Raw genomic sequence first — 22,681 nt, 5'->3', positions numbered from 1 at the left:
CACTGGCGTTCCCCCCCGGACACGCGCCACGGTAATCGGATCATGAGTTCAATCGACACCCTTCCCCCTCTGCGCGAGGTTATCGCAACACATCAACTCTCGGCGCGTAAATCGCTGGGGCAGAACTTTCTACTGGACCTCAACCTGACAGCCAAGATCGCGCGGCAGGCAGGGGATCTGACGGAATGCGACGTGCTGGAAATCGGCCCCGGCCCCGGTGGTCTGACCCGCGGTCTGTTGTCCGAAGGTGCGCGCAAGGTCGTCGCGGTCGAAAAAGACACCCGCTGTATCGCTGCCCTGAACGACATCGCTGCTGCTTACCCGGGTCGTCTTGAGGTCATCAACGGCGACGCACTGGAAATCGACCCGCTGGCGCATCTGACCCCACCTATCCGCATTGCCGCAAACCTGCCGTATAACGTTGGCACCGAATTACTGGTGCGCTGGCTGACCCCACCCGAATGGCCGCCGTTCTGGCAAAGTCTGACGCTGATGTTCCAACGCGAAGTCGCCGAACGCATCGTTGCCCAACCCGGGGGCAAAGCCTATGGCCGACTTGCGATCCTTGCCCAATGGCGGGCCGAGGCGCGCATCGCTATGTCCCTGCCGCCCGGGGCTTTTACGCCTCCGCCAAAGGTCTCAAGCGCTGTTGTGCATCTAACGGCCCTGCCCGAACCGCGCTACCCGGCAGATGCCCGGGTTTTGTCGCGCGTCGTGGCCGCAGCCTTCAACCAGCGCCGCAAGATGCTGCGCGCATCGCTAAAAGGCGTGGCGCCGGATATCGAGGACCGCCTGCTCGCGGCTGGTATCCAACCCACAGAGCGCGCCGAACAAGTCCCGCTCGAAGCGTTCTGTGCGCTGGCCCGGGAAGTTCAAAAAAGCTAATGCGCAAAGAAAAAGCCCCGGAGTGAACTCCGGGGCTTTTTGAACTCTATGGCAGAAATTACTCAGCCGCTTCCGGTGCATCACCGTTGCTTGTCGGTGCGTCCTCTGCCCCCTCTGGCGCGGGCTTTGGCTTACGCGTACGCGGGCGACGCGGTGCTTTTTCTTTTTTCGCCGGTGCTTCGGCGGCCGCAGCGGCATCCTTGCTTTCCGGGGTCTCGACCAAACCGGATTCCGGGGTGGCTGCCTCGGGTGTAAAATCCATCACGTCCGGTTGCGGCGCTTCGGCCGGGTCCGACTGACGGGCAGCAGCTTCGCGTTCCTGGCGCTCGGCGCGTTCGCGATCCCGCTCGGCCTGACGCTCACGGTTCTGGCGATCTTGCTCTTCGCGGCGCGCTTCCATTTCGCGCTGTGCCTCACTCAACAGGCGCAGATAGTGTTCTGCGTGCTGCTGAAAGTTCTCGGCGGCCACACGGTCATTGGACAGTTGGGCGTCGCGCGTCAACTGATTGTATTTGTCGATAATCTGCTGGGGCGTACCACGCACCTTGCCTTCGGGACCCGAGCTGTCAAAAACCCGGTTGACGACATTGCCCCCAGAAGGACGGTTGCGGTTATTCTTGACCCGAGAGCGGGATTTGGAAGATCTCATTTACTTTACGTCAGCCTTGTCATTCGCTGTCGATCATCTCGCATCCTGCACTGCTCAAAAGCTTAGCTGTGACGCGATGTCGACTATTTTGGGCTTGGCGTCCGGGGCCCGCTGAACCAGCGTCAGCCCTCCGACTGGAGTTGAGTAAACACGTCCTGTGCGTACAGACAAGGGGGTTGTCCCAAAAATCGCAGCTTTTTTACATTAATCGGCGTATTTCGGCCTCAGGTTGCCGCTTTAATGCGGCATTTTGGCAAAAACGACGCGATCGCGGCCGTCCAGATCGGGAATGATCCTTGTGGCTGTCAAACCCGCCGACTCGAACAAAGCCGCGACGCTTTGCCCCTGCGTTGGCCCGATTTCCACCAGCAGACGACCGCCGGGCAATAGAAAGTCCGGCGCACCCGCGGCGATGCGGCGATAGGCACCCAGCCCGTCCCCTTCGTCCGTCAGCGCCATGCGCGGTTCATGCACGCGCACTTCTGGCGAAAGGTCGGCCATTTCTTGCAGTGAAATGTAGGGGGGGTTCGAAACGATCAGATCAAACTGGCCGTCAATATTCTGAAACCAGTCCGATTGCAGAATTTCCACCCGGCTCTGTACCTGATGCTGCACTGCATTTGCGCTGGCCTGCAGACAGGCGGCCTCGCTCAGGTCCGCGCCCACGCCCGAAGCGCTGGCCCGTTCGGCCAGCAACGTGATCAGGATACAACCTGATCCGACCCCCAGATCCAGAACATGATCGAACGGTTCGCTGAGCGCGGCTTCGATCAGCGCTTCGGTTTCCGGCCGTGGGTCCAGCACATCGCGACTGACACGGAACCGTCGGCCATAAAACTCACGCTCGCCCAACAGATGCGACACCGGAACACGCACCGCACGCAGCGAGATCAACTGATCATAACGCTCTGCAACCTCAGGAGACAGCTCTTCGGGCGCAATCAGAGTGACCCGGCTGGCTTCGATCCGCGCCGCATGGGCAAGCAGAACGCGCGCATCCCGCGCCGGGTCAGCCACGCCAGCCGCCCGTAATCGCGCTGTAGCCGCGACCATCGCCTGTGCTGCTGTCAGTGCGGCGATCATTGCGCCATATCGGCCAGCAGCCGCGCCTGATCGTCGGCAGTCAACGCGTCGATCACCTCATCCAAATCGCCCTGCATCACCTGATCCAGCTTATAAAGCGTCAGATTGATGCGGTGATCGGTCATGCGCCCCTGCGGGAAATTGTAGGTTCTGATCCGCTCGGATCGATCCCCCGACCCCACCTGGCTGGCCCGATCGGCCGACCGTTCACTGTCGATCCGCTGACGTTCCTGATCATACAGCCGGGTCTTGAGCACCTGCATCGCAATCTCGCGGTTGCGGTGCTGCGATTTCTCCGAGCTTGTTACAACTATCCCCGTCGGCAGGTGGGTAATCCGAACCGCCGAGTCCGTTGTGTTCACGTGCTGCCCCCCCGCACCTGAACTGCGCATAGTGTCGATGCGGATATCATTGGCGTCGATCTGGATGTCCACATCCTCGGCCTCGGGCAAAACCGCGACCGTTGCAGCCGAAGTATGAATGCGCCCACCGCTTTCGGTTTCCGGCACGCGCTGTACCCGGTGCACACCGGATTCGTACTTCATCCGGGCAAACACGTTCTCGCCCTTGATATGGGCCACGACCTCCTTGATCCCGCCCAGATCCGAAGCCTGTTCTTCGATAATCTCAAACTTCCATCCACGCGCCTCGGAATAGCGCTGGTACATGCGCAGAAGGTCCCCGGCGAACAATGCGGCCTCATCTCCGCCAGTTCCGGGACGAATCTCCAGCATCGCCGGACGCGCATCCGCCGCATCACGCGGCAACAGCGCAAGCTGCAAGGCGTGTTCGGATTCGGGGATGCGGGTCTTCAACGCGGGAATTTCTTCTTCCGCCAATTCTTTCATGTCGGGGTCGGCCAGCATCGCCTCGGCCTCGGCCAGATCGGCCACCAACTGACGCCATGCCATGATCTGATCCACAACCGGTTTGAGGTCGGAATATTCTTTGGCCAAGGCCGCAATATCCCCACCCGAGGCACCATCTGCCATGGCCGCTTCGAGGTACTGGAATCGCTGGGTTATCTGTTCAAGTCGTTCTTCGGGGATCATCCGGGCGGTGTCTATCAATCCGGCCCTTTGGTCAAGGCCCCTCACTATGCTAGGCTAATGCACATGAAACGGTTGATACTTGGTTTTACACTGCTCGTAACGCCCGCCCTGGCCGACGTGGTCGGCCCCGGCGGCAAGGTTCAGGACTGCTATTGCACCGACAAATCCGGAACCCGCGTCGAACTGGGCGAGATGATCTGCCTCCAGGTCGATGGCCGCATGTTCATGGCGCAATGCCAGATGTCTCTGAACGTACCGATGTGGCGCGAGGTTCAGGAGGGGTGCTTGTCCTCAGGGCTGCAACAGAGCAAGCCACTCATCAACACGAGCGCGATTTACCCCAAAATCTGACCGGCCAAACCTGAGACGAGCATAGATGCGAAGCGTGTCTCCGTCCTGTTGCACTGTCGTGTAGTCCGGAAAGCCGATCACTTTCGTACGCGTGATGTAAGTAATCATTCCTTCATCAACAGACCCGGCCAGCACTGATGTTCGGTCTGAAACACGTGCGAACGCATTCAGCCGCAGCAAGCCATCCGGCCCCGTTTCGACCACGCGGACAACACCTCCATCAAGATCACGGTCTTGATCGCCGACCGGCGCAATATGCCATTTCTCCGGGTCTGAGGGGGCAAGCCGAATGTATACCCCGAATAGAACCAGCAGGCCAACGATTACCCAAACCATCATCTTTTTGTCCAAGGTTATTCCGCCAGTCTACAGGTCGAGCCCTCATCTTTGTTGGGCAAGGTGACAAACGCTCACGGTTGAATAAACTACAACACAAACACGCGCGCTAGGGCTAAAGGAATTCTTCATGGAGATCGTAATCTGGATTTTTGAGGAACTTGCATGGGTCGCTATCCCGTTTGTATTTTTCATGCTTTACATGCACTTCTCGAAAAATAGAAGTTCTCAGGATCGTAGCCCCTCAAATAGCAATTCGGAATACTACAGCTCTGGTATAGACCCTGATTGCAAATAGGTAGATCACACTAATTACCTGCCCCTAGCGCGACGTCACGCCTGGCAGGATGCACAGCAGCTCAAACAACAGATTGGCCGCTGTGAGCGCCGTATTTCCTGACGGATCGTATGGCGGCGACACCTCGACCAGATCGCATCCGACCACGTTCACGCCTGCCAGCGCATGGATCAGCTGCAGGGCTTGCGGCGTGGTCAGCCCACCGATTTCCGGTGTTCCGGTGCCGGGGGCATATGCTGGGTCCAGGCTGTCGATGTCATAGGTGATATATACCGGGTGGTCGCCGATCGTTTTGCGGATTTGTGAGCCGATCTCGGTCAGGTTCTGCTGCCACAGCTCCCACGCCGGGAATTGGCGAAAGCCCCAGTCCTGCGCCTCGGTAAAGTCGCTGGCCGCGTAACCCGAACCGCGAATGCCGATCTGAAAGGTTTTATCCGGGACGATCAGATTTTCTTCGTAGGCACGGCGGAAGACAGTGCCGTGCGTTTCACGCTCGCCAAACATCTCTTCATTCACGTCCGCATGAGCATCCACATGCACCAGGGCGACCGGCCCGTGCTTGGCCGCAATGGCGCGCAAAATCGGCAACGTGATCGAATGATCGCCGCCCATCGCAACGGGGATCACCGCCTGATCGAGAATTGAATCGTAGCTTTCCTTGATGATCTTCAGGCTGTCGGCCAGCGAGAACGTATTGATCGCCAGATCCCCGATATCCGCGATCTGCAGGCTGTCGAACGGAGCGGCCGAATTGGCCATGTTATAGGGCCGGATCATCGCACTTTCGCTGCGGATCTGTTTCGGTCCAAACCGCGTACCGGACCGCCAAGAAGTGCCGATGTCCATCGGGATACCCAGCACGGCCACATCCAGACCCGCCAGCGAGTCTACCTGCGGCAACCGCATGAATGTGTTCGGCCCCGAAAACCGCGCCAGATCATTGCCACTGATCGGTTGGTTAAAGTCTGTCATGCCCGTATTTCTCCCGTCCGGCTTTTGGTTAATCAAATACCGGAAAGATGGCTAACCAAAGGTTAATCCTGCACCAGCTTGTTCCACCCCAGCAGGCAAATGATCTGAGTCGCCACATGAGCACCTGCAATGGCCGTGGCACCTGACGTGTCGTAGGGCGGCGACACTTCGACCACGTCCCCGCCTTTGATGTTAATCCCGGCAATGTCGCGCAGGATGATCTGCGCCTGAATGGAACTCAGTCCGCCCCAAACGGGCGTGCCGGTGCCGGGGGCAAAGGCCGGGTCCAGGCCGTCGATGTCAAAGCTCAGATAGACCGGGCTGTCGCCCAAAATACCTTTGATCTTTTTCGCCACGGCGGCGGGGCCGGATTCGTAGACTTCGCGCGCGTCGATGATGTTGACGCCCAGAGTATCCTCGTTGGTCGTGCGGATACCAACCTGAACCGAGCGTTTCGGGTCCACGATGCCGGATTTCACCGCCTTGTAGAACATCGTCCCGTGATCCACGCGGGACATGTCGTCATCGGCCCAAGTGTCGGTATGCGCATCGAATTGCAGCAGAGACATCGGTCCGTATTTCTCGGCATAGGCCTTGAGGATCGGGAAGCTGATATAGTGGTCCCCGCCTAACGTGACCGAAGACACATCAGCGGTCAAAATAGTGCGGATGTGGTCGGTCAGTGTGTCGGGAAAGGCCGGGATATTGGCATAATCATAGGCCATGTCGCCATAATCCACGATCGCCAGCTCGCTGAGCGCATCGAACGGCCAGCCGTAGGGCGCATCCGGCGATTGCAGCGCGCTGGCCTCACGGATGGCACGGGGGCCAAGTCGGGTGCCGGGTCGGTTCGTCACCGCCTGATCAAAGGGCACCCCTGTGACGGCGATATCCACGCCTTTCAAGTCCTTGGTATAGAGACGGCGCAGGAACGAAGTCGCGCCGCCAAAGGTATTCTCGTAGGACAACCCCTTGAGATCAGGATTGGTAAATGCCTCATCAACCTGATTTTTTGCGTCTTCCAGTGCCATGTCTTCCCCCCGTCAGCCCAGCGGCTGCGCCTTTTCGACGATCCGTGCAAAGAACGAAGCGCCAACCGGCGCGATCTCGTCGTTGAAATTGTATTTCGGATGGTGCAGCCCGGCGCTCTCGCCCTGCCCCAAAAACAGATAGGCGCCGGGGCGCGATTGCAGCATGTACGAGAAATCCTCGGCCCCCATTTCGCGGCCCATGTTGCCCACCACACGCTCGGCCCCGGACACGTCGCGGGCCACCTCGGCGGCAAATCCGGCCTTTTCGCCATCGTTGATCGTGGCCGGGTAGTTCTTCTCGTAATCCAGCCGCGCCTCGACTCCGTATGAGGTCGCCTGCCCCTGTACGATTTGCTCCATACGCTCGATCACCATCTGCTGAACGTTTGGATCGAAGGTTCGGACAGTGCCGTTGATGAAAGCCGTATCGGGGATCACGTTGTTCACTGTCCCGGTGTGAATCTGTGTCACCGAGACAACCAGATCGTCGAGCGCATAATGGTTGCGACTGACGATGGTTTGAATCGCCTGCGCGATGCCACAGGCCGCCATTACCGGATCTCTGGTTTCATGTGGCATGGCGCCATGGCCGCCAACGCCTTGAATATGTATCTCAAACGTATCCACAGCCGCCATGATCGGCCCCGGAGTGGTGTGAAACGCGCCAACGGGCAGGTTTGGCGCATTGTGCAGCGCATAGACCTGAGAGATGTCGAACCGGTCCATGATGCCTTCTTCGACCATCACGCCCGCACCGCCGCCTTCCTCTTCGGCAGGCTGAAAGATCAGCGCCACGCGGCCACGAAAGTTCCGTGTCTCGGCCAGATAGCGCGCAGCACCCAGCAACATCGTGGTATGCCCGTCATGGCCGCAGGCGTGCATCTTGCCCGGCTTGGTCGAGGCGTACTCGACCCCCGTCTCTTCAGGGATCGGCAGCGCGTCCATGTCAGCACGCAGACCGATCGTCGGCCCGTCACCCCGCCCGTTAATGATCGCGACGATCCCGGTCTTGGCAATACCTTCGTGCAGCTCGTCCACTCCGAATTCGCGCAGACGGTCCGCTACGAACGCTGCCGTTTCATGGCATTCGAACTCCAACTCGGGGATCGAATGCAAGTGTTTGCGCCATGCGGCCATATCGGCTGAGTAATCGGCAATTCGGTTGACGACGGGCATCTGGGGTGGACTCCTGATCGGGACTGCGGAATGGATGCATCTGACACCGGAACGAAAGGGTTCGCAATGGCCGAAAATCCTCTGATCCACGACAGCGATGCAGGTATCGAGCGCCTGTTGGAAATCATGCGCCGTCTGCGTGACCCGCAAACGGGCTGCCCGTGGGATATCGAACAGGATTTTGCCACCATCGCCCCCTACACGATCGAAGAGGCCTATGAGGTCGCCGATGCCATCGAGCGCGAAGCCTATGATGAGCTGAAAGGCGAGCTGGGCGATTTGCTATTCCAGTCGGTTTTTCACGCACAAATGGCCGAGGAAGCCGGGCATTTCACCTTTCAGGACGTGGTGCAGACCATGTCGGACAAGATGGTCGACCGTCACCCGCATGTATTTGGCGATGAATCCCGCGATAAATCAGCGGACCAGCAGACCGTGGATTGGGAAACCATCAAGGCGGCTGAGCGCGCCGGCAAGGAACAGAAAGGGACGCTGGACGGTGTCGCGGCCAACCTGCCTGCCCTGTTGCGCGCGCACAAACTGCAGAAACGCGCGGCCCGCGTGGGGTTTGACTGGCCTGATGCCAACCATGTGCTGGCCAAGATCACGGAAGAGGCTGCAGAGCTGGAGGAAGCGCGCAATGCTAAGGACGCAGACGCGCTGGAGGATGAATTCGGCGATCTTCTGTTCGTGATGGTCAATCTGGGCCGTCATCTGGGCATCGAACCCGAGGCCGCCCTGCGCCGCACCAATGCCAAGTTTACCCGCCGGTTCGAGCAAGTAGAAGCGCGGCTGGCTGCGCGCGGTAAAACACCATCTCAAAGCGATCTCGAAGAAATGGATGCGCTGTGGGACGAGGTCAAAATTGAAGAGCACCGCGCCAATGGCAAACTCCCGCCGGTAGGTGCGACGACCGAGGTCTGAAACCGCTGGACAAGCGTGGTGACACTTGCGAGTGTCCGCGCTTCAATACCCCGGAGGCAAAGCATGGCACCGCGCAAGATCATCATCGACACCGATCCCGGGCAGGACGACGCAGTCGCCATCTTGCTGGCATTGGCAAGCCCGGAAGAGATTGATGTTCTGGGCATTACCGCCGTTGCCGGGAACGTGCCACTGGAACTGACGGCTAAGAATGCGCGGATCGTCTGTGAACTGGCCGGCCACTCGCATATCCCTGTTTATGCCGGGTGTGACCGCCCGCTAAACCGCCCTCTGGTCACCGCGGAACATGTGCACGGCAAGACCGGCCTCGACGGTCCCGTCCTGCCAGATCCGGAAATGCCGCTGGCTGACGGGCACGCGGTCGACTTCATCATCGACACCCTGCGCGCACATGAGCCTGGAACCGTCACACTTTGCCCGCTTGGCCCGCTGACGAATATCGCATCCGCCTTTCAAAAAGCGCCTGATATTGTTGATCGGGTCCAGGAAATCGTTCTGATGGGCGGTGCGTATTTTGAGGTCGGCAACATCACCCCAGCGGCGGAATTCAACATCTACGTCGATCCCGAAGCTGCTGATATTGTGTTTAAATCCGGCGTTCATGTCGTCGTTATGCCGCTAGACGTGACCCACGATGCGCTGGTCACGAAGCACCGCAATGACGCCTTCCGCGCGCTCGACAGTAAAGTCGGTCATGCCGTGGCCGAGATGACGGATTTCTTCGAACGTTTCGATATAGAGAAATACGGCTCGGAAGGCGCGCCGCTGCACGACCCGTGCGTGACCGCCTATCTGATCCGGCCGGAGCTGTTCACGGGCCGGCACATCAACGTACAGATCGAAACGCAGTCCGAACTGACGATGGGTATGACCGTCGCCGATTGGTGGCGCGTGACCGACCATCCGCCCAATGCGATGTTCATGGGAGAAGTCGACGCTGACGGTTTCTTTGCGCTGCTGACCGAACGGCTGGCCCGGCTATGAGCGCTGCACTTCGCCTCGCGCGCCCCGAAGATCTGGACCGCCTGATGGGCCTGGTGACCGCGTTCCACACCGAAGCCGGGATCGCGCAGGACATGGACCAGACCCGCAATGCGCTGACCCCCTTGCTAGAGGGTATTCCCCACGGTTGCGTCTACCTGATCGGTCCAGGACGTGCGCCGCTGGGCTATGCCATCTTGACGTTCGGCTGGTCGGTCGAGTTCGGCGGCATGGACGGATTCATAGACGAAATCTACATCCGCCCGGCCGTGCGCGGCCGTGGCATCGCCACCGAAGTTCTGCTTGACCTGCCCAAAGCCCTGGCCGAAGCTGGCCTGACCGCCCTTCACCTGGAAGTCGATCGCACGAACGAGGCTGCGCATAAGCTTTACTTGCGCACCGGCTTCAAACCGCGCGATCGCTATGTCTTGATGAGCCGAAAGCTCTAAATCGGTCAGATACTTACGGGCGTCGCCGCCCGTCCCCCCGTGAAGGCCCTACCGGGCTTCACCGCGATACATGTATGACGGCGTTTCCATACCCAGAACCGGGTCACTTGCGGACACCGCCTCCCCGGTGATCGGATAAGTGCCAGGCCCTGCACAGGCCGCCAAAAATACAGTGCTGATCACTGAAGCTACGAGAAGGATTTTCGAACCAGTCATGTCGTTTCCCTTTCTGTAATGCAGGCACATTACGAGACACCGGGATCGGACAAATAGGTAAAAGTTCACACAAAATTGAATTTATGTAGGTGTATTTCTAACAAGTTTGATTTTTACAAGCGATAACAACGCGTAAGACTTTGAAAAAAAATCACTCAATTTGCGAGTTTTCTGCCTGAGCACCGGGCAAAGGCATCTCAAAAAACAACAACGTGTCTTTCGCGATCTCCGGAATCTCGGAATATGCGTCGCGCAGTTGGAAGCCCATCGACAGGTATAGACGCGTTGCCGATTCCAATGGTTTGCCCGTGTCCATGCGAATGCAGTCAAACCCCTGTTCACGGCACTGTTCAATCAAGGACATCATAACCGCATACCCTGCCCCCGTCCCTCGGGCGGCGTCATTTACAAACACCCGTTTTATTTCGGCAATGCCCGGCCCGATTGTCCGGAACATTCCGCACCCGACGGCATGTCCATCCTTTAGTACCAGCCGCACACCACCGCCCGGTGGGGCGTGTTCGACTTCGATCTCGTCCATCAGCCGGGCATAAACGTCGCGGGGATAAAAGGTCTTTACGACGCGCACGGACTTGGCGTCCAACGTCAGCAGGAAGTCGCGATATTCCCAACACAAACGCCGAACCTCATCAAAGTGGTCCGGCGTTTCAGCTTCGATAACTTTAAGCAAAACACGATCCTCGAAAAACACGAGGATCAGTCTAGCATTATTGACCTCAGTTGCGAAGGATCGACGCGCCTGCGTATTCCGCAACTTCACCCAGCGATTCCTCGATGCGGATCAGCTGGTTGTACTTGGCCAACCGGTCCGACCGCGCCAGCGAGCCGGTTTTGATCTGACCGCAATTGGTCGCAACCGCCAGATCGGCAATGGTCGCATCCTCGGTTTCGCCCGAGCGGTGCGACATCACGTTGGTATACCGTGCACGGTGCGCCATATCGACGGCACGAAGTGTTTCAGTCAGCGATCCGATCTGGTTCACCTTGACCAGCATCGAGTTGGCACAGCCGCGCTTGATCCCTTCGGCCAGACGCACGGGGTTGGTCACGAACAAGTCGTCGCCCACCAGCTGCACCTTGTCGCCAATCATGTCGGTCAGAGCTTTCCAGCCGTCCCAGTCATCTTCGGACATGCCATCTTCGATGGAAATGATCGGGTAGTCATTGACCAAAGCCGCCAGGTAAGCCGCATTCTCGTCCGAGCTCAGAGAGATCCCCTCGCCCGCCAGCACGTATTTGCCGTCTTTGAAGTATTCGGTTGCGGCACAATCCAGCGCAAGGTGGATTTCCTCGCCCGGTTTGTAGCCCGCTTTTTCGATGGACTTCAGGATGAAATCCAGCGCCTCACGGGTGGACGCAATGTTCGGGGCAAACCCACCTTCGTCACCGATACCAGTGTTCAGACCAGCGGCGGACAGTTCTTTCTTCAGCGTGTGGAACACTTCCGAGCCCATGCGCACGGCTTCACGGATATTCGCGGCCGAGGTCGGCATGATCATGAATTCCTGAATGTCGATCGGGTTGTCGGCATGTTCGCCGCCGTTGATGATGTTCATCATCGGTACCGGCAAGACGCGGGCCGACGTACCGCCGACGTAGCGATATAGAGGTTGCGTGGTGAAATCTGCCGCAGCCTTGGCTGTGGCCAGCGAGACGCCCAGAATGGCGTTTGCGCCCAGACGGCTCTTGTTCTCGGTCCCGTCCAGTTCGATCATCGCACCGTCGATGGCCACCTGTTCGGTCGCGTCATAGCCGACCAGTTCTTCGGCGATCTCACCGTTCACAGCGGCGACAGCTTCAAGCACACCCTTGCCCATATAGCGGGATTTATCACCGTCACGCTTTTCCACCGCCTCATACGCACCGGTTGACGCACCCGAAGGCACAGCAGCACGGCCCATGGTGCCGTCTTCCAGAATCACGTCCACTTCGACGGTTGGGTTGCCCCGGCTGTCCAGGATTTCGCGTGCGTGGATGTCGATGATGGTGCTCATGAGGCCCGTCCCTATGGCTGCATTTGGTTGCATGCCTCATAACATTACCGGGCCAAAAGTAAACCAGCGATGTTATCGCTAACGGGCATATTCATGGGCGTTTAGGGCTAACAGCCACGTGTTTGCGCCAACGTGCGACGATCCGTCAGGCTGCAACCACCATGTCACGCGCCAACCTGCGTTCGCGAACAAAGGTGTACATGCCAGAGCCGAGGATCAACGCGGCACCGGCCACAGTCATCAAATCAGGCCGTTCGCCAAACATCAACATCCCTGCCGCGATGGAAAACACGAGCCGGCTGTACCGGAAAGGTGTCAGGGCCGAGGCCTCACCGATCCGCATGGCCGTCACGATGCCGTAATATCCCAGGACGCCAAAGCCGATTGCCCCCAGATACGGACCAATCTGGGCGTTCTGCAGCGGGACAATGGGCTGAGCCAAAAATACCATCAGAACCACCCCGGCAAGGGCAACGGCGATATACGCCTGCATGGCAACAACGGACGAGGCCACACGGACGTCCAGCTTGCGTGTGATCAGATCACGTGCGGCGATCGCAATAACGGTCGCCACCACGAACAGCGACTCGGGCTGGAACCCCTCCAGACCCGGACGAATAATCATCAGGACACCGATAAAGCCGATCCCGATGGCGCTCCAACGTCGCCAACCGACTTGCTCGCCCAGAAATAGCGCGGCGCCCATGGTCACGGCCAGCGGCATGGCCTGAAATACGGCGGCAACCGTAGACAACTCGACCAGAGACAGCGCAGTGACAAAGGTCAGGGCACCAACCGCTTCTGTCGCTGCCCGCGCCAGCGGCAGGCCTTGCCACGCCACCGGATCTAGGATGCGTTTGCGCGTGGTCAACGACATCGCGACGAATACCAGTCCACATACCAACCCCAATGCGATCATGATCTGGCCCGTAGGGACAGTGACCGACAGATGCTTGATGAACATGTCCTCAAGCGCGAAGGCCGCCATCGATCCGATGATCAGCAAGATGCCGTGTACGTTGTTCATACGCGTGTCCGTTGAAATGGCGCGGGAAATTCCGCGACCTTAAGTCAGCAAAACCGTAACATCGGCGACGCCGCAAGCGATATTGCGACATGTTTCATGAATTGCCGTGCGGCAACCAATCGCGTTTCGTGATGAATCAGTCTTGTTCCAGCGGCACGCCGTACAGTTCCAGCCGGTGCCCTTTCAGCTTGTACCCAAGCTTGGCTGCGATCTTTTCCTGCAGGGCCTCGATCTCGGGGTCGACAAATTCGATCACTTCCCCCGACTGCATGTCGATCAGGTGGTCGTGGTGGTCTCTCTCGGCATCTTCATAGCGGGCGCGCCCATCACCGAATTCCAACCGCTCCAGAATCCCTGCCTCTTCGAACAGCTTTACGGTGCGATAGACCGTGGCAATCGAGATACCCGAATCCACTTTTGAGGCGCGCGCATACAGCTCTTCTACATCCGGATGGTCATCGCTTTGCTGCAACACCTGAGCAATCGTGCGGCGCTGACCCGTCATGCGCAAACCTTTGGCTTCGCAGCGGGCGATGATCGTGTCGGACATAGTGACCCTCAGAGTAGTTCGGGTTTCTGTCTTAATACGTCTGCGCCGCTGGCGCCACAGGGGAATTGCGCCTAAGCAACCCGGCGAAGATCAGCCCATATCGGCAGGTGATCTGATGCGATATGCGCAGGCCGCGCTTTGTGGACGCCATGCACCACGGCCTCAAGCCCAGCGCCCAGCGCGATCCGATCCAGTGCGCCCAGAGGCTGTGCAGCGGGGAAACTGGGAACCGGGGGTAAAAATCGCATGTCGGGTGCAAGATGATCGAGCACTGGCTGGCGCGACCACTCGTTGAAATCTCCGGCCCATACGGTAGGCATCTGATCCAGATCCTCATCGCAGCGCCGGAGCTGGTGAATCTGCTGCCGCCGAGAAGCGGGCAGAAGGCCCAGATGCATCCCCATCACCCGAAGCGGCCCGATCTGGGTATCGAACTCTACCCGCACGGCACCGCGGGGTTCCAACCCAGGCAAATCATGGTGACCGGTCTTGCGCACGTCGATTTTGTCTCCGCGCCAGATGACGGCGTTGCCGTGCCAGCCCAAGCTGCCTGCGCCCCCCAGATCGACAATCTGCCAACCGGCTTCATCCAACATGAAATGCGGTAAGGCCGCGGGTCGCGGCGGCAGCCTTTTGTCGGCCTCTTGCAGCACCACAATATCAGCCTGCATGCCTTCAATGACCTGCATGATGCGCTGCGGTTGGCGGCGAAAATCCAAGCCCACGCATTTCTGGATGTTATAGCTTGCAATCCGCAGGGTTGAACGAGGCGACATAGGGTTCCGATCAAATGGTCGACTCCCAAAGTGCCATGCTGGTTGTGGGGTGCAACCCCAGTCTTTCTAAGGTCGATAAATTAACGCTGATTATCCTGACCATTTGCCCGAAAATTCGGCAGATCGCGAGATCAGGAATGCTGCGCTTGATCAACGGGGTGCCGATACTCTATCCCCGTGGAACGCGTCCAATTGAGGCCTGAAGTGGTTTCCAGCAACACACTCTCGAACAACCGCACCTGGGCAAGCATCGTTCTGGTGATCGGTGGCATGATGTGGGGTCTCTATTGGATCCCCGTTCGGTTACTCTTTGACCTGGGCCTGACCGGGCCCTGGCCGGGTATTGCGATGTATAGCGTTGCGCTGCTGGGGCTGGTTCCCTTCATCTGGAAAGAGAGAGGGACGCTGGCCCTGCAATGGCGCGATCTGGTGTTCAGCGGAATGTTCACCGGCGCGGCCTTCAGTCTTTATTCCATCAGCCTTGTCTATACGGATGTGGTGCGGTCGATCCTTTTGTTCTACCTCACACCGATCTGGGGCACGATTCTGGGCCGCGTGTTCCTGGGCGAACGCCTGAGTCTGGGGCGGCTTGCAGGTCTTACTTGCGGAGTCGGTGGCCTGTTCGTCGTGTTAGGCGACTCAGGCGGTGTTCCGCTACCCCAAAACAGCGGCGACTGGATGGCGTTGGCCTCTGGCATGTGCTGGGCGCTGGGTACGTTGGGGCTGTACCGAACCAGCACGATCTCAGCCTCGGGTCAGGTCTTTGCCTTTGTCGCAGGCGCGCTGATCCTTTCTCTGGTCAGCCTCACGGTCCTGCCCGAACCTGTGTTGCCGACAATTGTGCAGGCGGATCTTCTTTGGACCCTTCAGTTCGTACTGCTGTCGGCCTTCTACACCTTGCCCATGGTGTTCATGACAATCTGGCCCGCAACCAAACTGTCCCCTGCCCGCGTTGGCATCCTGCTTATGAGCGAGGTGGTCGTTGGCCTGGCCTCGGCCGCCGCGTTCTCGGGCGAGCCGTTCGGGTTGCGCGAGCTTTTAGGCGCCATCCTGATTGTCAGTGCCGCAGTGCTAGAAATCATACGGGACTAGGCAACGAACCGCTTTGACCTTCAAAGCTACTGTTGGCCTATCCCTTTCGAGTGTTTATCTGTTGCCGAGTTTGTTGCCCTATCAGGACGTTACCAGATGTCGACGCCAAACGCGGAACGTAGAAAACAGCTTGAGGGGCGCGCGCTCATCATTGCCATGGGCGGCAACCTTTTCATGGGCGCGGCGGGTATACTGGCCGGGATCCTGTCGAACTCCAACGCGATCATGATGGACGGCCTGTATTCGCTGGTCGGCTTTGGATCGGCATTCCTTGGTCGCCGTATTAGCCTGAAGATTGATGCAGGCCCCGACAAACGCCGCCCCTTTGGCTATGCAGCGGATGAGGCGATCTTTTCCACCTTCCGCTCTCTGTCTCTGTTAGGACTGGTGCTGTTCGCCATCTCGAACGCGACTAAAAACATCTACAGCTACTACAACGGCATGATGCCTGAACCGCTGATATTTGGGCCGATGTTCATCTACTTCGCTGCCATCGGCCTTACCTGCGTGCTGTTATGGGCGTTTCACTATTTCACTTGGCGGCAGACCGGGAAGGCCAGTGCAATCCTACGGCTGGAATCCAAGGCAGCGCTGTTCGATGGTCTGTTCACGGCCGCCGCAGCAATTGGCCTTGGAGCAATCTACTTGTTCCGGGATGGGGCCCTATCGGCGATCGCACCCGTCGGCGACTCAATCATCGTATTGTTCCTGTGCGTTCTGGCCATCGGATCATACCTACGCGACTTCCGTGGTGGGTTGGGTGAGCTGGCAAACGCCACCGCAAGCCCCGAACTTCTTGCTGCTGCGCGTCGTGCCTTGCGCCCGGCAATCGCAGAGGACGGTGGCGCATTGCGGGATATGTCCGTAACCAAGCAAGGTCGGACCATTTTGATCACCGTCTATTACAACCCTCTGCGCGCGATCACCGCCGACGAGGTCGACACGCTTAACCTGCGCATGGTCCGCGATGCGCGCAAGGCAATCGACGGGGCGGATGTCTACCTGATGATCTCGCAATATGCGCGGCGCTGGCCGGATGAGATCAATCCCTGTCGTGATGAGGCCTGAGCGGTCGAACCTCAGGTTCCACAGAACGTGGCGTGCACCACTTCGCTGTCGGTCGGCGGACGCTTCAGATCATCCGCATTAGGCTGTTCCTCATAAGGCCGCGCCAACACAGTGTTCAGCCTTTGGAACGGCGCATAGTCGCCCTGAACGGCAGACTGGATCATCTGCTCAACACGGTGATTGCGCGGAATGAACGCCGGGTTTGCGGCGGACACTACGGCGGATGGGTCCTGCTCACGCCCCAGACGCGCGTTCCACCCTTCGGACCAGGTGTCGTACGCCGTGGGATCGGTGAACTGATCACGTGCGCCATCATCGCCCAGCGCACGGAAGGTGTTGGTAAAATCCGCCTGATTCTGCGCCATGCGTGTCAGCAGGTCCGAGATCAGCTCCAGATCGCCCTCTTCCTCGGTCACCAAACCGATCTTGGCGCGGAACCGCTTCAACCAGTGCTCCTGCAGTTGCGCAGGCATGGCGTGTACGATCTCGGTCGCCTCTTCAACGGCAGCGTCCTTGTCTTCCATCTGCTGAATCAGTGCCGTCGCCAGTTGTGCCACGTTCCAAACGGCAATGTCGGGCTGGTTGGAAAAAGCATAGCGCCCCATCCGGTCAATCGAGCTGTAGACCGTGTTCGGATGATAGCTGTCCATAAAGGCGCAAGGTCCATAGTCGATGGTCTCGCCCGCGATTGAGCAATTGTCGGTGTTCATCACCCCATGGATAAAGCCAACACTCATCCATGCCGCGATCAGCCGCGATTGCGCCTCCACCACCGCGCGCAGCAGGCCCATCGGGCCATCCGCGTCAGGATAGTGGCGGTCTATTGCGTATTCCGTCAGGCGGCGCAGGCTGTCCAGTTGGCCACGCGCGGCGAAAACCTGAAATGTCCCGACCCGCAGATGACTTTTCGCCACACGGGTCAGAACCGCACCGGGCATCGGCCCCTCGCGCAGCACAATCTCTCCAGTCTCAACCGCCGCCAGCGCGCGGGTCGTCGGGATGCCAAGCGCATGCATTGCCTCGGACACCACGTATTCTCGCAGCACAGGCCCCAACCATGCGCGGCCATCCCCCTGACGGCTGAACGGTGTCGGTCCTGACCCTTTGAGCTGAATATCCCGACGAAGACCATCTGCCCCGATCGTTTCGCCCAGCAGTACGGCGCGGCCGTCCCCAAGCTGCGGATTATAGTTGCCGAACTGATGTCCCGAATAAAGCTGCGCAATCGGCTCTGCGCCTTCGGGCAGCGTGTTGCCAGCGAAGGCTTCAGCCATCTCCTCTACCTCCCCCGGTGTGACCTTCAATACCATCGCCAATTCCGAGTTGAATGCGATCAGGCGTGGGGCACGCACAGGTATAGGTGCCTGCCGCGCATAAAAGCTGTTGGGAAGGCGAGCGTAGCTGTTGTCAAACGGGATCGTCAGGGTCATGCGGCAAACATATTCCTTGCGGACACGAATACCATAGCGGATCGCACCTTCCCGTGCATAATCATCGCAAAAGACAAGAGGCCCCATGACCGCGCAAGAGATCATCGACCACCTGAAACTGGAACAACACCCCGAGGGTGGCTGGTTTCGCGAAACCTGGCGCGCGGATAACGCGGGCCGCGCCACCGGCACCTGCATCTATTTCCTGCTGGCCGCTGGTGAAAGCAGCCACTGGCACCGCGTGGACGCGACCGAAATCTGGCTCTACCACGCTGGCGCTCCGCTGATCCTATCGCTGAGCGCTACGGATGACGGTCCAGCCACCGATCACATCCTGGGCCCCGACCTGTCACAAGGCGCACCGCAACTGATCGTGCCCGAAAACCACTGGCAGGCGGCGCGCACCACCGGAGACTATACTTTGGTCAGTTGCACTGTTTCACCCGGGTTCCAGTTTGACGGGTTCGAACTGGCCGAGCCAGGGTTCGACATCGCGCGCGGATGATGCATGGATCACCGCGCCCTCATAGCGTCGCTGCCACCCGAGGCCAAAGATCAGCTACAACGGCGCTCGGACGCAGCAGGTCTGCGGCATCTGCTGGGGTATCTGGTGTTACTGTCCCTCACTAGCGCGGGTATCGCCTGGCAGGTCCCTCTCTGGCCGCTTCTGATCCTACCACAGGGTGTCTTGATGGTGTTTCTGTTCACGCTCAGCCATGAATGCACCCATAAGACCCCATTCAAGACCGGCTGGCTGAACGACGCTGTGGGGCATCTTGTTTCAGTCCCGATCGCCCTGCCCTTTACGTGGTTTCGGTATTTTCACCTTGCGCACCACAAATGGACGAACCACCCTAAGAAAGACCCCGAGCTTGGCGGTAAGCCACGACCGCAGGACCGGCTGAGCCTGCTGACCTACCTGTCTGGCTGGCCTTACTGGAAAGGCATGGCACTTGTCCTGTTCCAAAACGCCTTTGGTCGCATCGACGCCCCGTACCTACCTGCGCGCCAACACACCGCCATGCGGGCTGAGGCACGTCTGCTGTTGATACTCTACGCGGCCGCAGCCCTAAGCCTGCTCCTGTCGCCGCTGCTCTTCTGGCTTTGGATTTTACCGGTTCTGCTGGGGCAGCCATTCCTGCGCCTCTATCTACTGGCGGAACACGGCCTGTGTCCGCCAGTCGCCAACATGCTCGAGAACTCGCGCACCACGTTCACCAACCGGATCGTGCGTTTTGTGGCCTGGAATATGCCCTTCCACGCAGAGCACCACGCATTTCCGAATGTGCCGTTCCATCAGTTGCCCGCGTTGCATCATTGGACACGGGAACATCTGAGATCGACTTCGGACGGATACTCGGAGTTTACGATTGATTATGTACGCAGTGTTAAGCGGCAATCATTCAGCTAGTTGGTTACGAATTGGCTGCTTTGAGCCCATTTTGCCGATTGCTGCAATGTGCACGAATGACCGCTGAACAGGTGCAGGCAAGGACCCAGCATTCGCTTATCAACTAAATGCAATGCTTGATGGATTACTACGGTGTCCCCAAATGCCGAATACTTGGCGAAAATAATCAAACTGGCGGCTGATTAAACATAGCTCCGAATCCAATTTGAAATAGATTTAACCTAACATCGGAGACGCAATCATGACTGATACAGATACAATTTTCTTTGGCTATCATGCTGATCCATCGCGCTCCAGCTCATTGCAGGCTGCTGCCTACACCGAGCGCAAGTGGTTTGACGCAGACCTTTGCGCCATCCTCTCCAAAACTTGGCAATGGGTATGTCATGTTGAGAAAACACGTGAGCCGGGATCTTATGTAACAGTGGATATTGCCGGCCAACCCATTGCCGTTGTGCGTGACAAAGAGGGTAAGCTTCGTGCCTTTTATAATGTCTGCAAACACCGTGCGCATGAATTGCTGTCGGGCGAAGGCAATACAACGCGGATCATGTGCCCCTATCATGCTTGGGTCTATAAACTTGACGGGCAATTGGCCCGCGCACCACATACCGAAAACCTCGAAGATTTCAGGAAAGACGAGATTTGTCTCGATGCAGTGCAGGTCGAGGAATTTTGCGGCTTTGTTTTCGTCAATTTGGATCCGATGGCAGCTTCTTTGTCAGAACAATCCGGCAACTTGGAAACCGAAGTGCGCCATTGGGCACCGGATGTGGATCAACTCACTTTTGGCCATCGTCTGACCTATGACATCAAATCCAACTGGAAGAACGTCGTGGACAACTTCCTAGAGTGCTATCACTGTCCTACAGCGCACAAAGATTTTTGTGACCTCGTGGATATGGATACCTACAAGGTTACGACCTACGGCATTTACTCCAGCCATATGGCTGACGCGGGCACAAGTCCGAATTCCGCATATGACGTGTCGAATGCCACCGTGAAAACCCATGCGGTTTGGTGGCTCTATCCGACGACCTGCCTGATGCGGTATCCGGGGCGATCAAGCATGATCGTGTTGAACATCATCCCCGTTGGGCCAGATCGGACGCTTGAAACTTACGACTTCTTCCTTGAGACGCCGGAACCCGACGCGATGGAGTTGGACGCAATTCGTTATCTGGATGAAGTTCTTCAGGTCGAAGATATCAGCCTTGTCGAAAGTGTGCAGCGCGGGATGAACACACCTGCGTTCACCCAAGGTCGGATCGTCAATGACCCGGATGGTTCCGGCAAGTCCGAGCACGCCGTACATCACTTCCATGGCCTAGTCCTGGATGCTTACGCAAAAGGTGCTGCGTGACACGGCCAAACATCCTTGTGATCATGGCGGACCAATTGGCACCACACTTCACTGGGGCATACGGGCACAAGGTTGCCAAGACACCCCACCTTGATGCGTTAGCCGCACGCGGCATGCGCTTTGATGCGGCTTACTGCAATTCTCCACTCTGTGCACCTTCACGGTTTGCCTTTATGTCGGGCCAGCACATCAGCCGCATTGCAGCTTACGACAATGCATCCGAGTTCAGAGCCTCGGTGCCAACATTTGCGCATTACCTTAAATCGCTAGGCTACCGGACCTGTCTTTCAGGCAAGATGCATTTCGTTGGCCCAGATCAGATGCATGGGTTCGAAGACAGGGTAACAACCGATATCTACCCCGCAGATTTCGCATGGACCCCGGATTGGGAAGCGCCTGATGAGCGGATCGATAAGTGGTATCATAACATGCAAACCGTCAAGGAAAGCGGTTTGGCCCATGCGACCTTCCAGATCGACTATGACAATGAAGTTGGCTTTGCCGCCAATCGCTGGCTCTTCGATGTTGCCCGAGACAAAGCACGTGGGAACGATGCGCCCTTTGCGATGGTGGTAAGCTTCATTCACCCGCATGATCCTTACGTTGCGAGGCCCGAATGGTGGAATCTCTATTTGGACGATGAGATCGACATGCCGTCCTTTACACCCGCGACAGAGGATCAGGACCCGTTCTCGCGTCGATTGATGGATGGGATCGAAGCATCATATGTGCCGCTCAGCGACGAAGAAATCCGTCGCGCGCGTCATGCTTATCTGGCCAATGTCAGCTACTTCGACAGCAAGATCGGGGAGCTGATTCAGACCCTCGAAGAGACGGGCGAGTTGGACAATACCATAGTGTTTGTAACTGCGGATCACGGCGACATGCTGGGAGAACGTGGGCTGTGGTATAAAATGAATTTCTTTGAACACTCTGCGCGCGTTCCACTGGTCATGGCCGGGCCGGGCGTTGCAGTGGGGACAACGCAGAATGCAGTGTCGCTGGTCGATTTGCTGCCGACCTTTATCGATATTGGCGGCGGTAACGAGACAATGATCGGAGAACCGATCGACGGCCGCAGTCTAATGCCTTTGGCCCGTGGCGAATACGACCCAGTTGATGAAGCCATCGGTGAGTATTGTGCCGAGATGACGGGCTATCCCGTAATCATGATCCGGCGCGGCCCTTTAAAATACATTTATTGCGACAGCGATCCGCCGCAGCTCTACGATCTAAACGCCGACCCGCTGGAAACAAAAAATGTTGCCACAGACCCTGACTATGCTGACCCGGCAGCCCGCTTTGCAGCCGAAGTCGCGGAACGGTGGGACGGTAGTGAAATGCGAAAAAAGATTATCGCCACGCAGAGATCACGCCGCGCGTTACATGCCGCGATGGAAGCAGGTGCCAGCGAGTCATGGGATTACAACCCACCATCTGATGCAAGTCAGCAGTATGTCCGCAACAACTTGGATTGGACGGTGGCCGCTAGTCGCTACCGCTATCCGCCTTTGAAGGATTGAAG

General features: G+C 58.1%; 25 protein-coding genes. 11 read left to right on the top strand and 14 right to left on the bottom strand.

Annotated features, from left to right (window positions below; genetic code table 11):
- Nucleotides 1-42: 42 nt before the first annotated feature.
- Nucleotides 43-885: a 16S rRNA (adenine(1518)-N(6)/adenine(1519)-N(6))-dimethyltransferase RsmA gene (gene rsmA / locus AC2FI9_RS00200; protein ID WP_113790091.1), complete on the top strand. Its 843-nt coding sequence runs from the start codon at nt 43-45 to the stop codon at nt 883-885.
- Nucleotides 886-943: 58 nt separating this feature from the next.
- On the opposite strand, the gene AC2FI9_RS00195 is transcribed toward rsmA, so the two are convergent.
- From AC2FI9_RS00195 to prfA, 3 genes are all read right to left on the bottom strand, one after another.
- Nucleotides 944-1,534 (bottom strand): DUF4167 domain-containing protein, encoded by a 591-nt coding sequence (locus tag AC2FI9_RS00195; RefSeq protein WP_496723147.1) that lies wholly within the window; start codon nt 1,532-1,534, stop codon nt 944-946.
- Nucleotides 1,535-1,771: 237 nt separating this feature from the next.
- Nucleotides 1,772-2,617, bottom strand: coding sequence for a peptide chain release factor N(5)-glutamine methyltransferase (prmC, locus tag AC2FI9_RS00190; protein WP_496764506.1), 846 nt, complete (start codon nt 2,615-2,617; stop codon nt 1,772-1,774).
- A complete protein-coding gene (prfA, locus tag AC2FI9_RS00185) occupies nt 2,614-3,669 on the bottom strand; it encodes a peptide chain release factor 1 (RefSeq protein WP_058277596.1) in 1,056 nt (351 codons plus the stop codon). The genes prmC and prfA overlap by 4 nt, the downstream gene beginning before the upstream one ends.
- A gap of 63 nt (nt 3,670-3,732) precedes the next feature.
- On the opposite strand from prfA, the gene AC2FI9_RS00180 reads away from it, so the two are divergent.
- Nucleotides 3,733-4,020 (top strand): hypothetical protein, encoded by a 288-nt coding sequence (locus AC2FI9_RS00180; RefSeq protein WP_496764504.1) that lies wholly within the window; start codon nt 3,733-3,735, stop codon nt 4,018-4,020.
- Here the strand turns inward: AC2FI9_RS00180 and AC2FI9_RS00175 are convergent.
- From AC2FI9_RS00175 to AC2FI9_RS00160, 4 genes are all read right to left on the bottom strand, one after another.
- Nucleotides 3,961-4,359, bottom strand: coding sequence for a DUF1499 domain-containing protein (locus tag AC2FI9_RS00175; RefSeq protein ID WP_496764502.1), 399 nt, complete (start codon nt 4,357-4,359; stop codon nt 3,961-3,963). The two genes, AC2FI9_RS00180 and AC2FI9_RS00175, sit on opposite strands and share 60 nt — an antisense overlap.
- A gap of 319 nt (nt 4,360-4,678) precedes the next feature.
- Complete coding sequence (gene speB, locus AC2FI9_RS00170; RefSeq protein ID WP_496764500.1) at nt 4,679-5,626, bottom strand: agmatinase; 948 nt, start codon at nt 5,624-5,626, stop codon at nt 4,679-4,681.
- A 62-nt stretch (nt 5,627-5,688) separates the two neighbouring features.
- A complete protein-coding gene (gene speB, locus AC2FI9_RS00165; RefSeq protein ID WP_496764497.1) occupies nt 5,689-6,657 on the bottom strand; it encodes an agmatinase in 969 nt (322 codons plus the stop codon).
- A 12-nt stretch (nt 6,658-6,669) separates the two neighbouring features.
- On the bottom strand, nt 6,670-7,833 hold the full coding sequence (locus tag AC2FI9_RS00160; protein ID WP_496764495.1) for a M20 aminoacylase family protein: 1,164 nt from the start codon (nt 7,831-7,833) through the stop codon (nt 6,670-6,672).
- A 66-nt stretch (nt 7,834-7,899) separates the two neighbouring features.
- Between AC2FI9_RS00160 and mazG the strand changes: the two genes are divergently transcribed.
- The 3 genes from mazG to AC2FI9_RS00145 all read left to right on the top strand — a co-directional run bounded on the left by mazG (nt 7,900) and on the right by AC2FI9_RS00145 (nt 10,208).
- Nucleotides 7,900-8,757 carry a nucleoside triphosphate pyrophosphohydrolase gene (gene mazG / locus AC2FI9_RS00155; protein WP_496765336.1) on the top strand — a complete coding sequence of 286 codons (858 nt, stop codon included), beginning with the start codon at nt 7,900-7,902 and terminating at the stop codon, nt 8,755-8,757.
- Between the two features lie 63 nt (nt 8,758-8,820).
- Nucleotides 8,821-9,762 (top strand): nucleoside hydrolase, encoded by a 942-nt coding sequence (locus tag AC2FI9_RS00150; protein ID WP_496764493.1) that lies wholly within the window; start codon nt 8,821-8,823, stop codon nt 9,760-9,762.
- Nucleotides 9,759-10,208 (top strand): GNAT family N-acetyltransferase, encoded by a 450-nt coding sequence (locus AC2FI9_RS00145; RefSeq protein WP_058277590.1) that lies wholly within the window; start codon nt 9,759-9,761, stop codon nt 10,206-10,208. The genes AC2FI9_RS00150 and AC2FI9_RS00145 overlap by 4 nt, the downstream gene beginning before the upstream one ends.
- 48 nt (nt 10,209-10,256) lie before the next feature.
- Here AC2FI9_RS00145 and AC2FI9_RS00140 read toward each other — a convergent pair whose 3' ends face one another.
- From AC2FI9_RS00140 to AC2FI9_RS00115, 6 genes are all read right to left on the bottom strand, one after another.
- A complete protein-coding gene (locus AC2FI9_RS00140) occupies nt 10,257-10,424 on the bottom strand; it encodes a hypothetical protein (protein ID WP_186437364.1) in 168 nt (55 codons plus the stop codon).
- Between the two features lie 151 nt (nt 10,425-10,575).
- Nucleotides 10,576-11,115 (bottom strand): GNAT family N-acetyltransferase, encoded by a 540-nt coding sequence (locus tag AC2FI9_RS00135; protein WP_496754304.1) that lies wholly within the window; start codon nt 11,113-11,115, stop codon nt 10,576-10,578.
- Nucleotides 11,116-11,161: 46 nt separating this feature from the next.
- The gene (eno, locus tag AC2FI9_RS00130) at nt 11,162-12,439 is read right to left on the bottom strand and encodes a phosphopyruvate hydratase (protein ID WP_058271864.1); all 1,278 of its coding nucleotides are present in this window, start codon (nt 12,437-12,439) and stop codon (nt 11,162-11,164) included.
- 145 nt (nt 12,440-12,584) lie between these two features.
- The gene (locus AC2FI9_RS00125) at nt 12,585-13,466 is read right to left on the bottom strand and encodes a DMT family transporter (protein WP_496764491.1); all 882 of its coding nucleotides are present in this window, start codon (nt 13,464-13,466) and stop codon (nt 12,585-12,587) included.
- A 136-nt stretch (nt 13,467-13,602) separates the two neighbouring features.
- A complete protein-coding gene (locus tag AC2FI9_RS00120) occupies nt 13,603-14,016 on the bottom strand; it encodes a Fur family transcriptional regulator (protein ID WP_496738406.1) in 414 nt (137 codons plus the stop codon).
- 71 nt (nt 14,017-14,087) lie between these two features.
- On the bottom strand, nt 14,088-14,792 hold the full coding sequence (locus AC2FI9_RS00115) for an endonuclease/exonuclease/phosphatase family protein (protein WP_496764489.1): 705 nt from the start codon (nt 14,790-14,792) through the stop codon (nt 14,088-14,090).
- Nucleotides 14,793-14,996: 204 nt separating this feature from the next.
- Between AC2FI9_RS00115 and AC2FI9_RS00110 the strand changes: the two genes are divergently transcribed.
- Both AC2FI9_RS00110 and AC2FI9_RS00105 read left to right on the top strand, forming a co-directional pair.
- Nucleotides 14,997-15,884 (top strand): DMT family transporter, encoded by an 888-nt coding sequence (locus AC2FI9_RS00110; protein ID WP_496764487.1) that lies wholly within the window; start codon nt 14,997-14,999, stop codon nt 15,882-15,884.
- A gap of 96 nt (nt 15,885-15,980) precedes the next feature.
- Nucleotides 15,981-16,952 (top strand): cation efflux transmembrane domain-containing protein, encoded by a 972-nt coding sequence (locus AC2FI9_RS00105; RefSeq protein WP_496764485.1) that lies wholly within the window; start codon nt 15,981-15,983, stop codon nt 16,950-16,952.
- An 11-nt stretch (nt 16,953-16,963) separates the two neighbouring features.
- On the opposite strand, the gene AC2FI9_RS00100 is transcribed toward AC2FI9_RS00105, so the two are convergent.
- Nucleotides 16,964-18,382: a protein adenylyltransferase SelO gene (locus AC2FI9_RS00100; protein WP_496765334.1), complete on the bottom strand. Its 1,419-nt coding sequence runs from the start codon at nt 18,380-18,382 to the stop codon at nt 16,964-16,966.
- A gap of 85 nt (nt 18,383-18,467) precedes the next feature.
- Here AC2FI9_RS00100 and AC2FI9_RS00095 point away from each other — a divergent pair, with 85 nt between their 5' ends.
- The 4 genes from AC2FI9_RS00095 (at nt 18,468) to betC (ending at nt 22,679) form a co-directional block, all read left to right on the top strand.
- Nucleotides 18,468-18,887 (top strand): cupin domain-containing protein, encoded by a 420-nt coding sequence (locus tag AC2FI9_RS00095; protein ID WP_496764483.1) that lies wholly within the window; start codon nt 18,468-18,470, stop codon nt 18,885-18,887.
- Nucleotides 18,888-18,890: 3 nt separating this feature from the next.
- Complete coding sequence (locus tag AC2FI9_RS00090; RefSeq protein ID WP_496764481.1) at nt 18,891-19,793, top strand: fatty acid desaturase; 903 nt, start codon at nt 18,891-18,893, stop codon at nt 19,791-19,793.
- 241 nt (nt 19,794-20,034) lie between these two features.
- On the top strand, nt 20,035-21,156 hold the full coding sequence (locus AC2FI9_RS00085) for an aromatic ring-hydroxylating oxygenase subunit alpha (RefSeq protein ID WP_496764477.1): 1,122 nt from the start codon (nt 20,035-20,037) through the stop codon (nt 21,154-21,156).
- Complete coding sequence (gene betC, locus AC2FI9_RS00080; protein WP_496764475.1) at nt 21,153-22,679, top strand: choline-sulfatase; 1,527 nt, start codon at nt 21,153-21,155, stop codon at nt 22,677-22,679. The genes AC2FI9_RS00085 and betC overlap by 4 nt, the downstream gene beginning before the upstream one ends.
- Nucleotides 22,680-22,681 lie beyond the last annotated feature (2 nt).

The organism is Ruegeria sp. CDSA246 (assembly GCF_059611225.1).
The sequence above is the reverse complement of the archived record's forward strand: the minus strand, read 5'-3'. Positions and strand labels throughout refer to the sequence as shown.

Excerpts from the sequence above, each read along its gene's own strand:
- prmC (WP_496764506.1), bottom strand. The coding sequence starts at position 2,617 with ATGATCGCCGCACTGACAGCAGCACAGGCGATGGTCGCGGCTACAGCG.
- rsmA (WP_113790091.1), top strand. The coding sequence starts at position 43 with ATGAGTTCAATCGACACCCTTCCCCCTCTGCGCGAGGTTATCGCAACA.
- AC2FI9_RS00195 (WP_496723147.1), bottom strand. The coding sequence starts at position 1,534 with ATGAGATCTTCCAAATCCCGCTCTCGGGTCAAGAATAACCGCAACCGT.
- prfA (WP_058277596.1), bottom strand. The coding sequence starts at position 3,669 with ATGATCCCCGAAGAACGACTTGAACAGATAACCCAGCGATTCCAGTAC.
- AC2FI9_RS00090 (WP_496764481.1), top strand. The coding sequence starts at position 18,891 with ATGGATCACCGCGCCCTCATAGCGTCGCTGCCACCCGAGGCCAAAGAT.
- AC2FI9_RS00125 (WP_496764491.1), bottom strand. The coding sequence starts at position 13,466 with ATGAACAACGTACACGGCATCTTGCTGATCATCGGATCGATGGCGGCC.
- AC2FI9_RS00105 (WP_496764485.1), top strand. The coding sequence starts at position 15,981 with ATGTCGACGCCAAACGCGGAACGTAGAAAACAGCTTGAGGGGCGCGCG.
- eno (WP_058271864.1), bottom strand. The coding sequence starts at position 12,439 with ATGAGCACCATCATCGACATCCACGCACGCGAAATCCTGGACAGCCGG.
- AC2FI9_RS00160 (WP_496764495.1), bottom strand. The coding sequence starts at position 7,833 with ATGCCCGTCGTCAACCGAATTGCCGATTACTCAGCCGATATGGCCGCA.
- speB (WP_496764497.1), bottom strand. The coding sequence starts at position 6,657 with ATGGCACTGGAAGACGCAAAAAATCAGGTTGATGAGGCATTTACCAAT.
- AC2FI9_RS00085 (WP_496764477.1), top strand. The coding sequence starts at position 20,035 with ATGACTGATACAGATACAATTTTCTTTGGCTATCATGCTGATCCATCG.
- AC2FI9_RS00140 (WP_186437364.1), bottom strand. The coding sequence starts at position 10,424 with ATGACTGGTTCGAAAATCCTTCTCGTAGCTTCAGTGATCAGCACTGTA.
- mazG (WP_496765336.1), top strand. The coding sequence starts at position 7,900 with ATGGCCGAAAATCCTCTGATCCACGACAGCGATGCAGGTATCGAGCGC.
- AC2FI9_RS00175 (WP_496764502.1), bottom strand. The coding sequence starts at position 4,359 with ATGATGGTTTGGGTAATCGTTGGCCTGCTGGTTCTATTCGGGGTATAC.
- AC2FI9_RS00120 (WP_496738406.1), bottom strand. The coding sequence starts at position 14,016 with ATGTCCGACACGATCATCGCCCGCTGCGAAGCCAAAGGTTTGCGCATG.
- AC2FI9_RS00180 (WP_496764504.1), top strand. The coding sequence starts at position 3,733 with ATGAAACGGTTGATACTTGGTTTTACACTGCTCGTAACGCCCGCCCTG.
- AC2FI9_RS00115 (WP_496764489.1), bottom strand. The coding sequence starts at position 14,792 with ATGTCGCCTCGTTCAACCCTGCGGATTGCAAGCTATAACATCCAGAAA.
- AC2FI9_RS00095 (WP_496764483.1), top strand. The coding sequence starts at position 18,468 with ATGACCGCGCAAGAGATCATCGACCACCTGAAACTGGAACAACACCCC.
- speB (WP_496764500.1), bottom strand. The coding sequence starts at position 5,626 with ATGACAGACTTTAACCAACCGATCAGTGGCAATGATCTGGCGCGGTTT.
- AC2FI9_RS00150 (WP_496764493.1), top strand. The coding sequence starts at position 8,821 with ATGGCACCGCGCAAGATCATCATCGACACCGATCCCGGGCAGGACGAC.
- AC2FI9_RS00100 (WP_496765334.1), bottom strand. The coding sequence starts at position 18,382 with ATGACCCTGACGATCCCGTTTGACAACAGCTACGCTCGCCTTCCCAAC.
- AC2FI9_RS00145 (WP_058277590.1), top strand. The coding sequence starts at position 9,759 with ATGAGCGCTGCACTTCGCCTCGCGCGCCCCGAAGATCTGGACCGCCTG.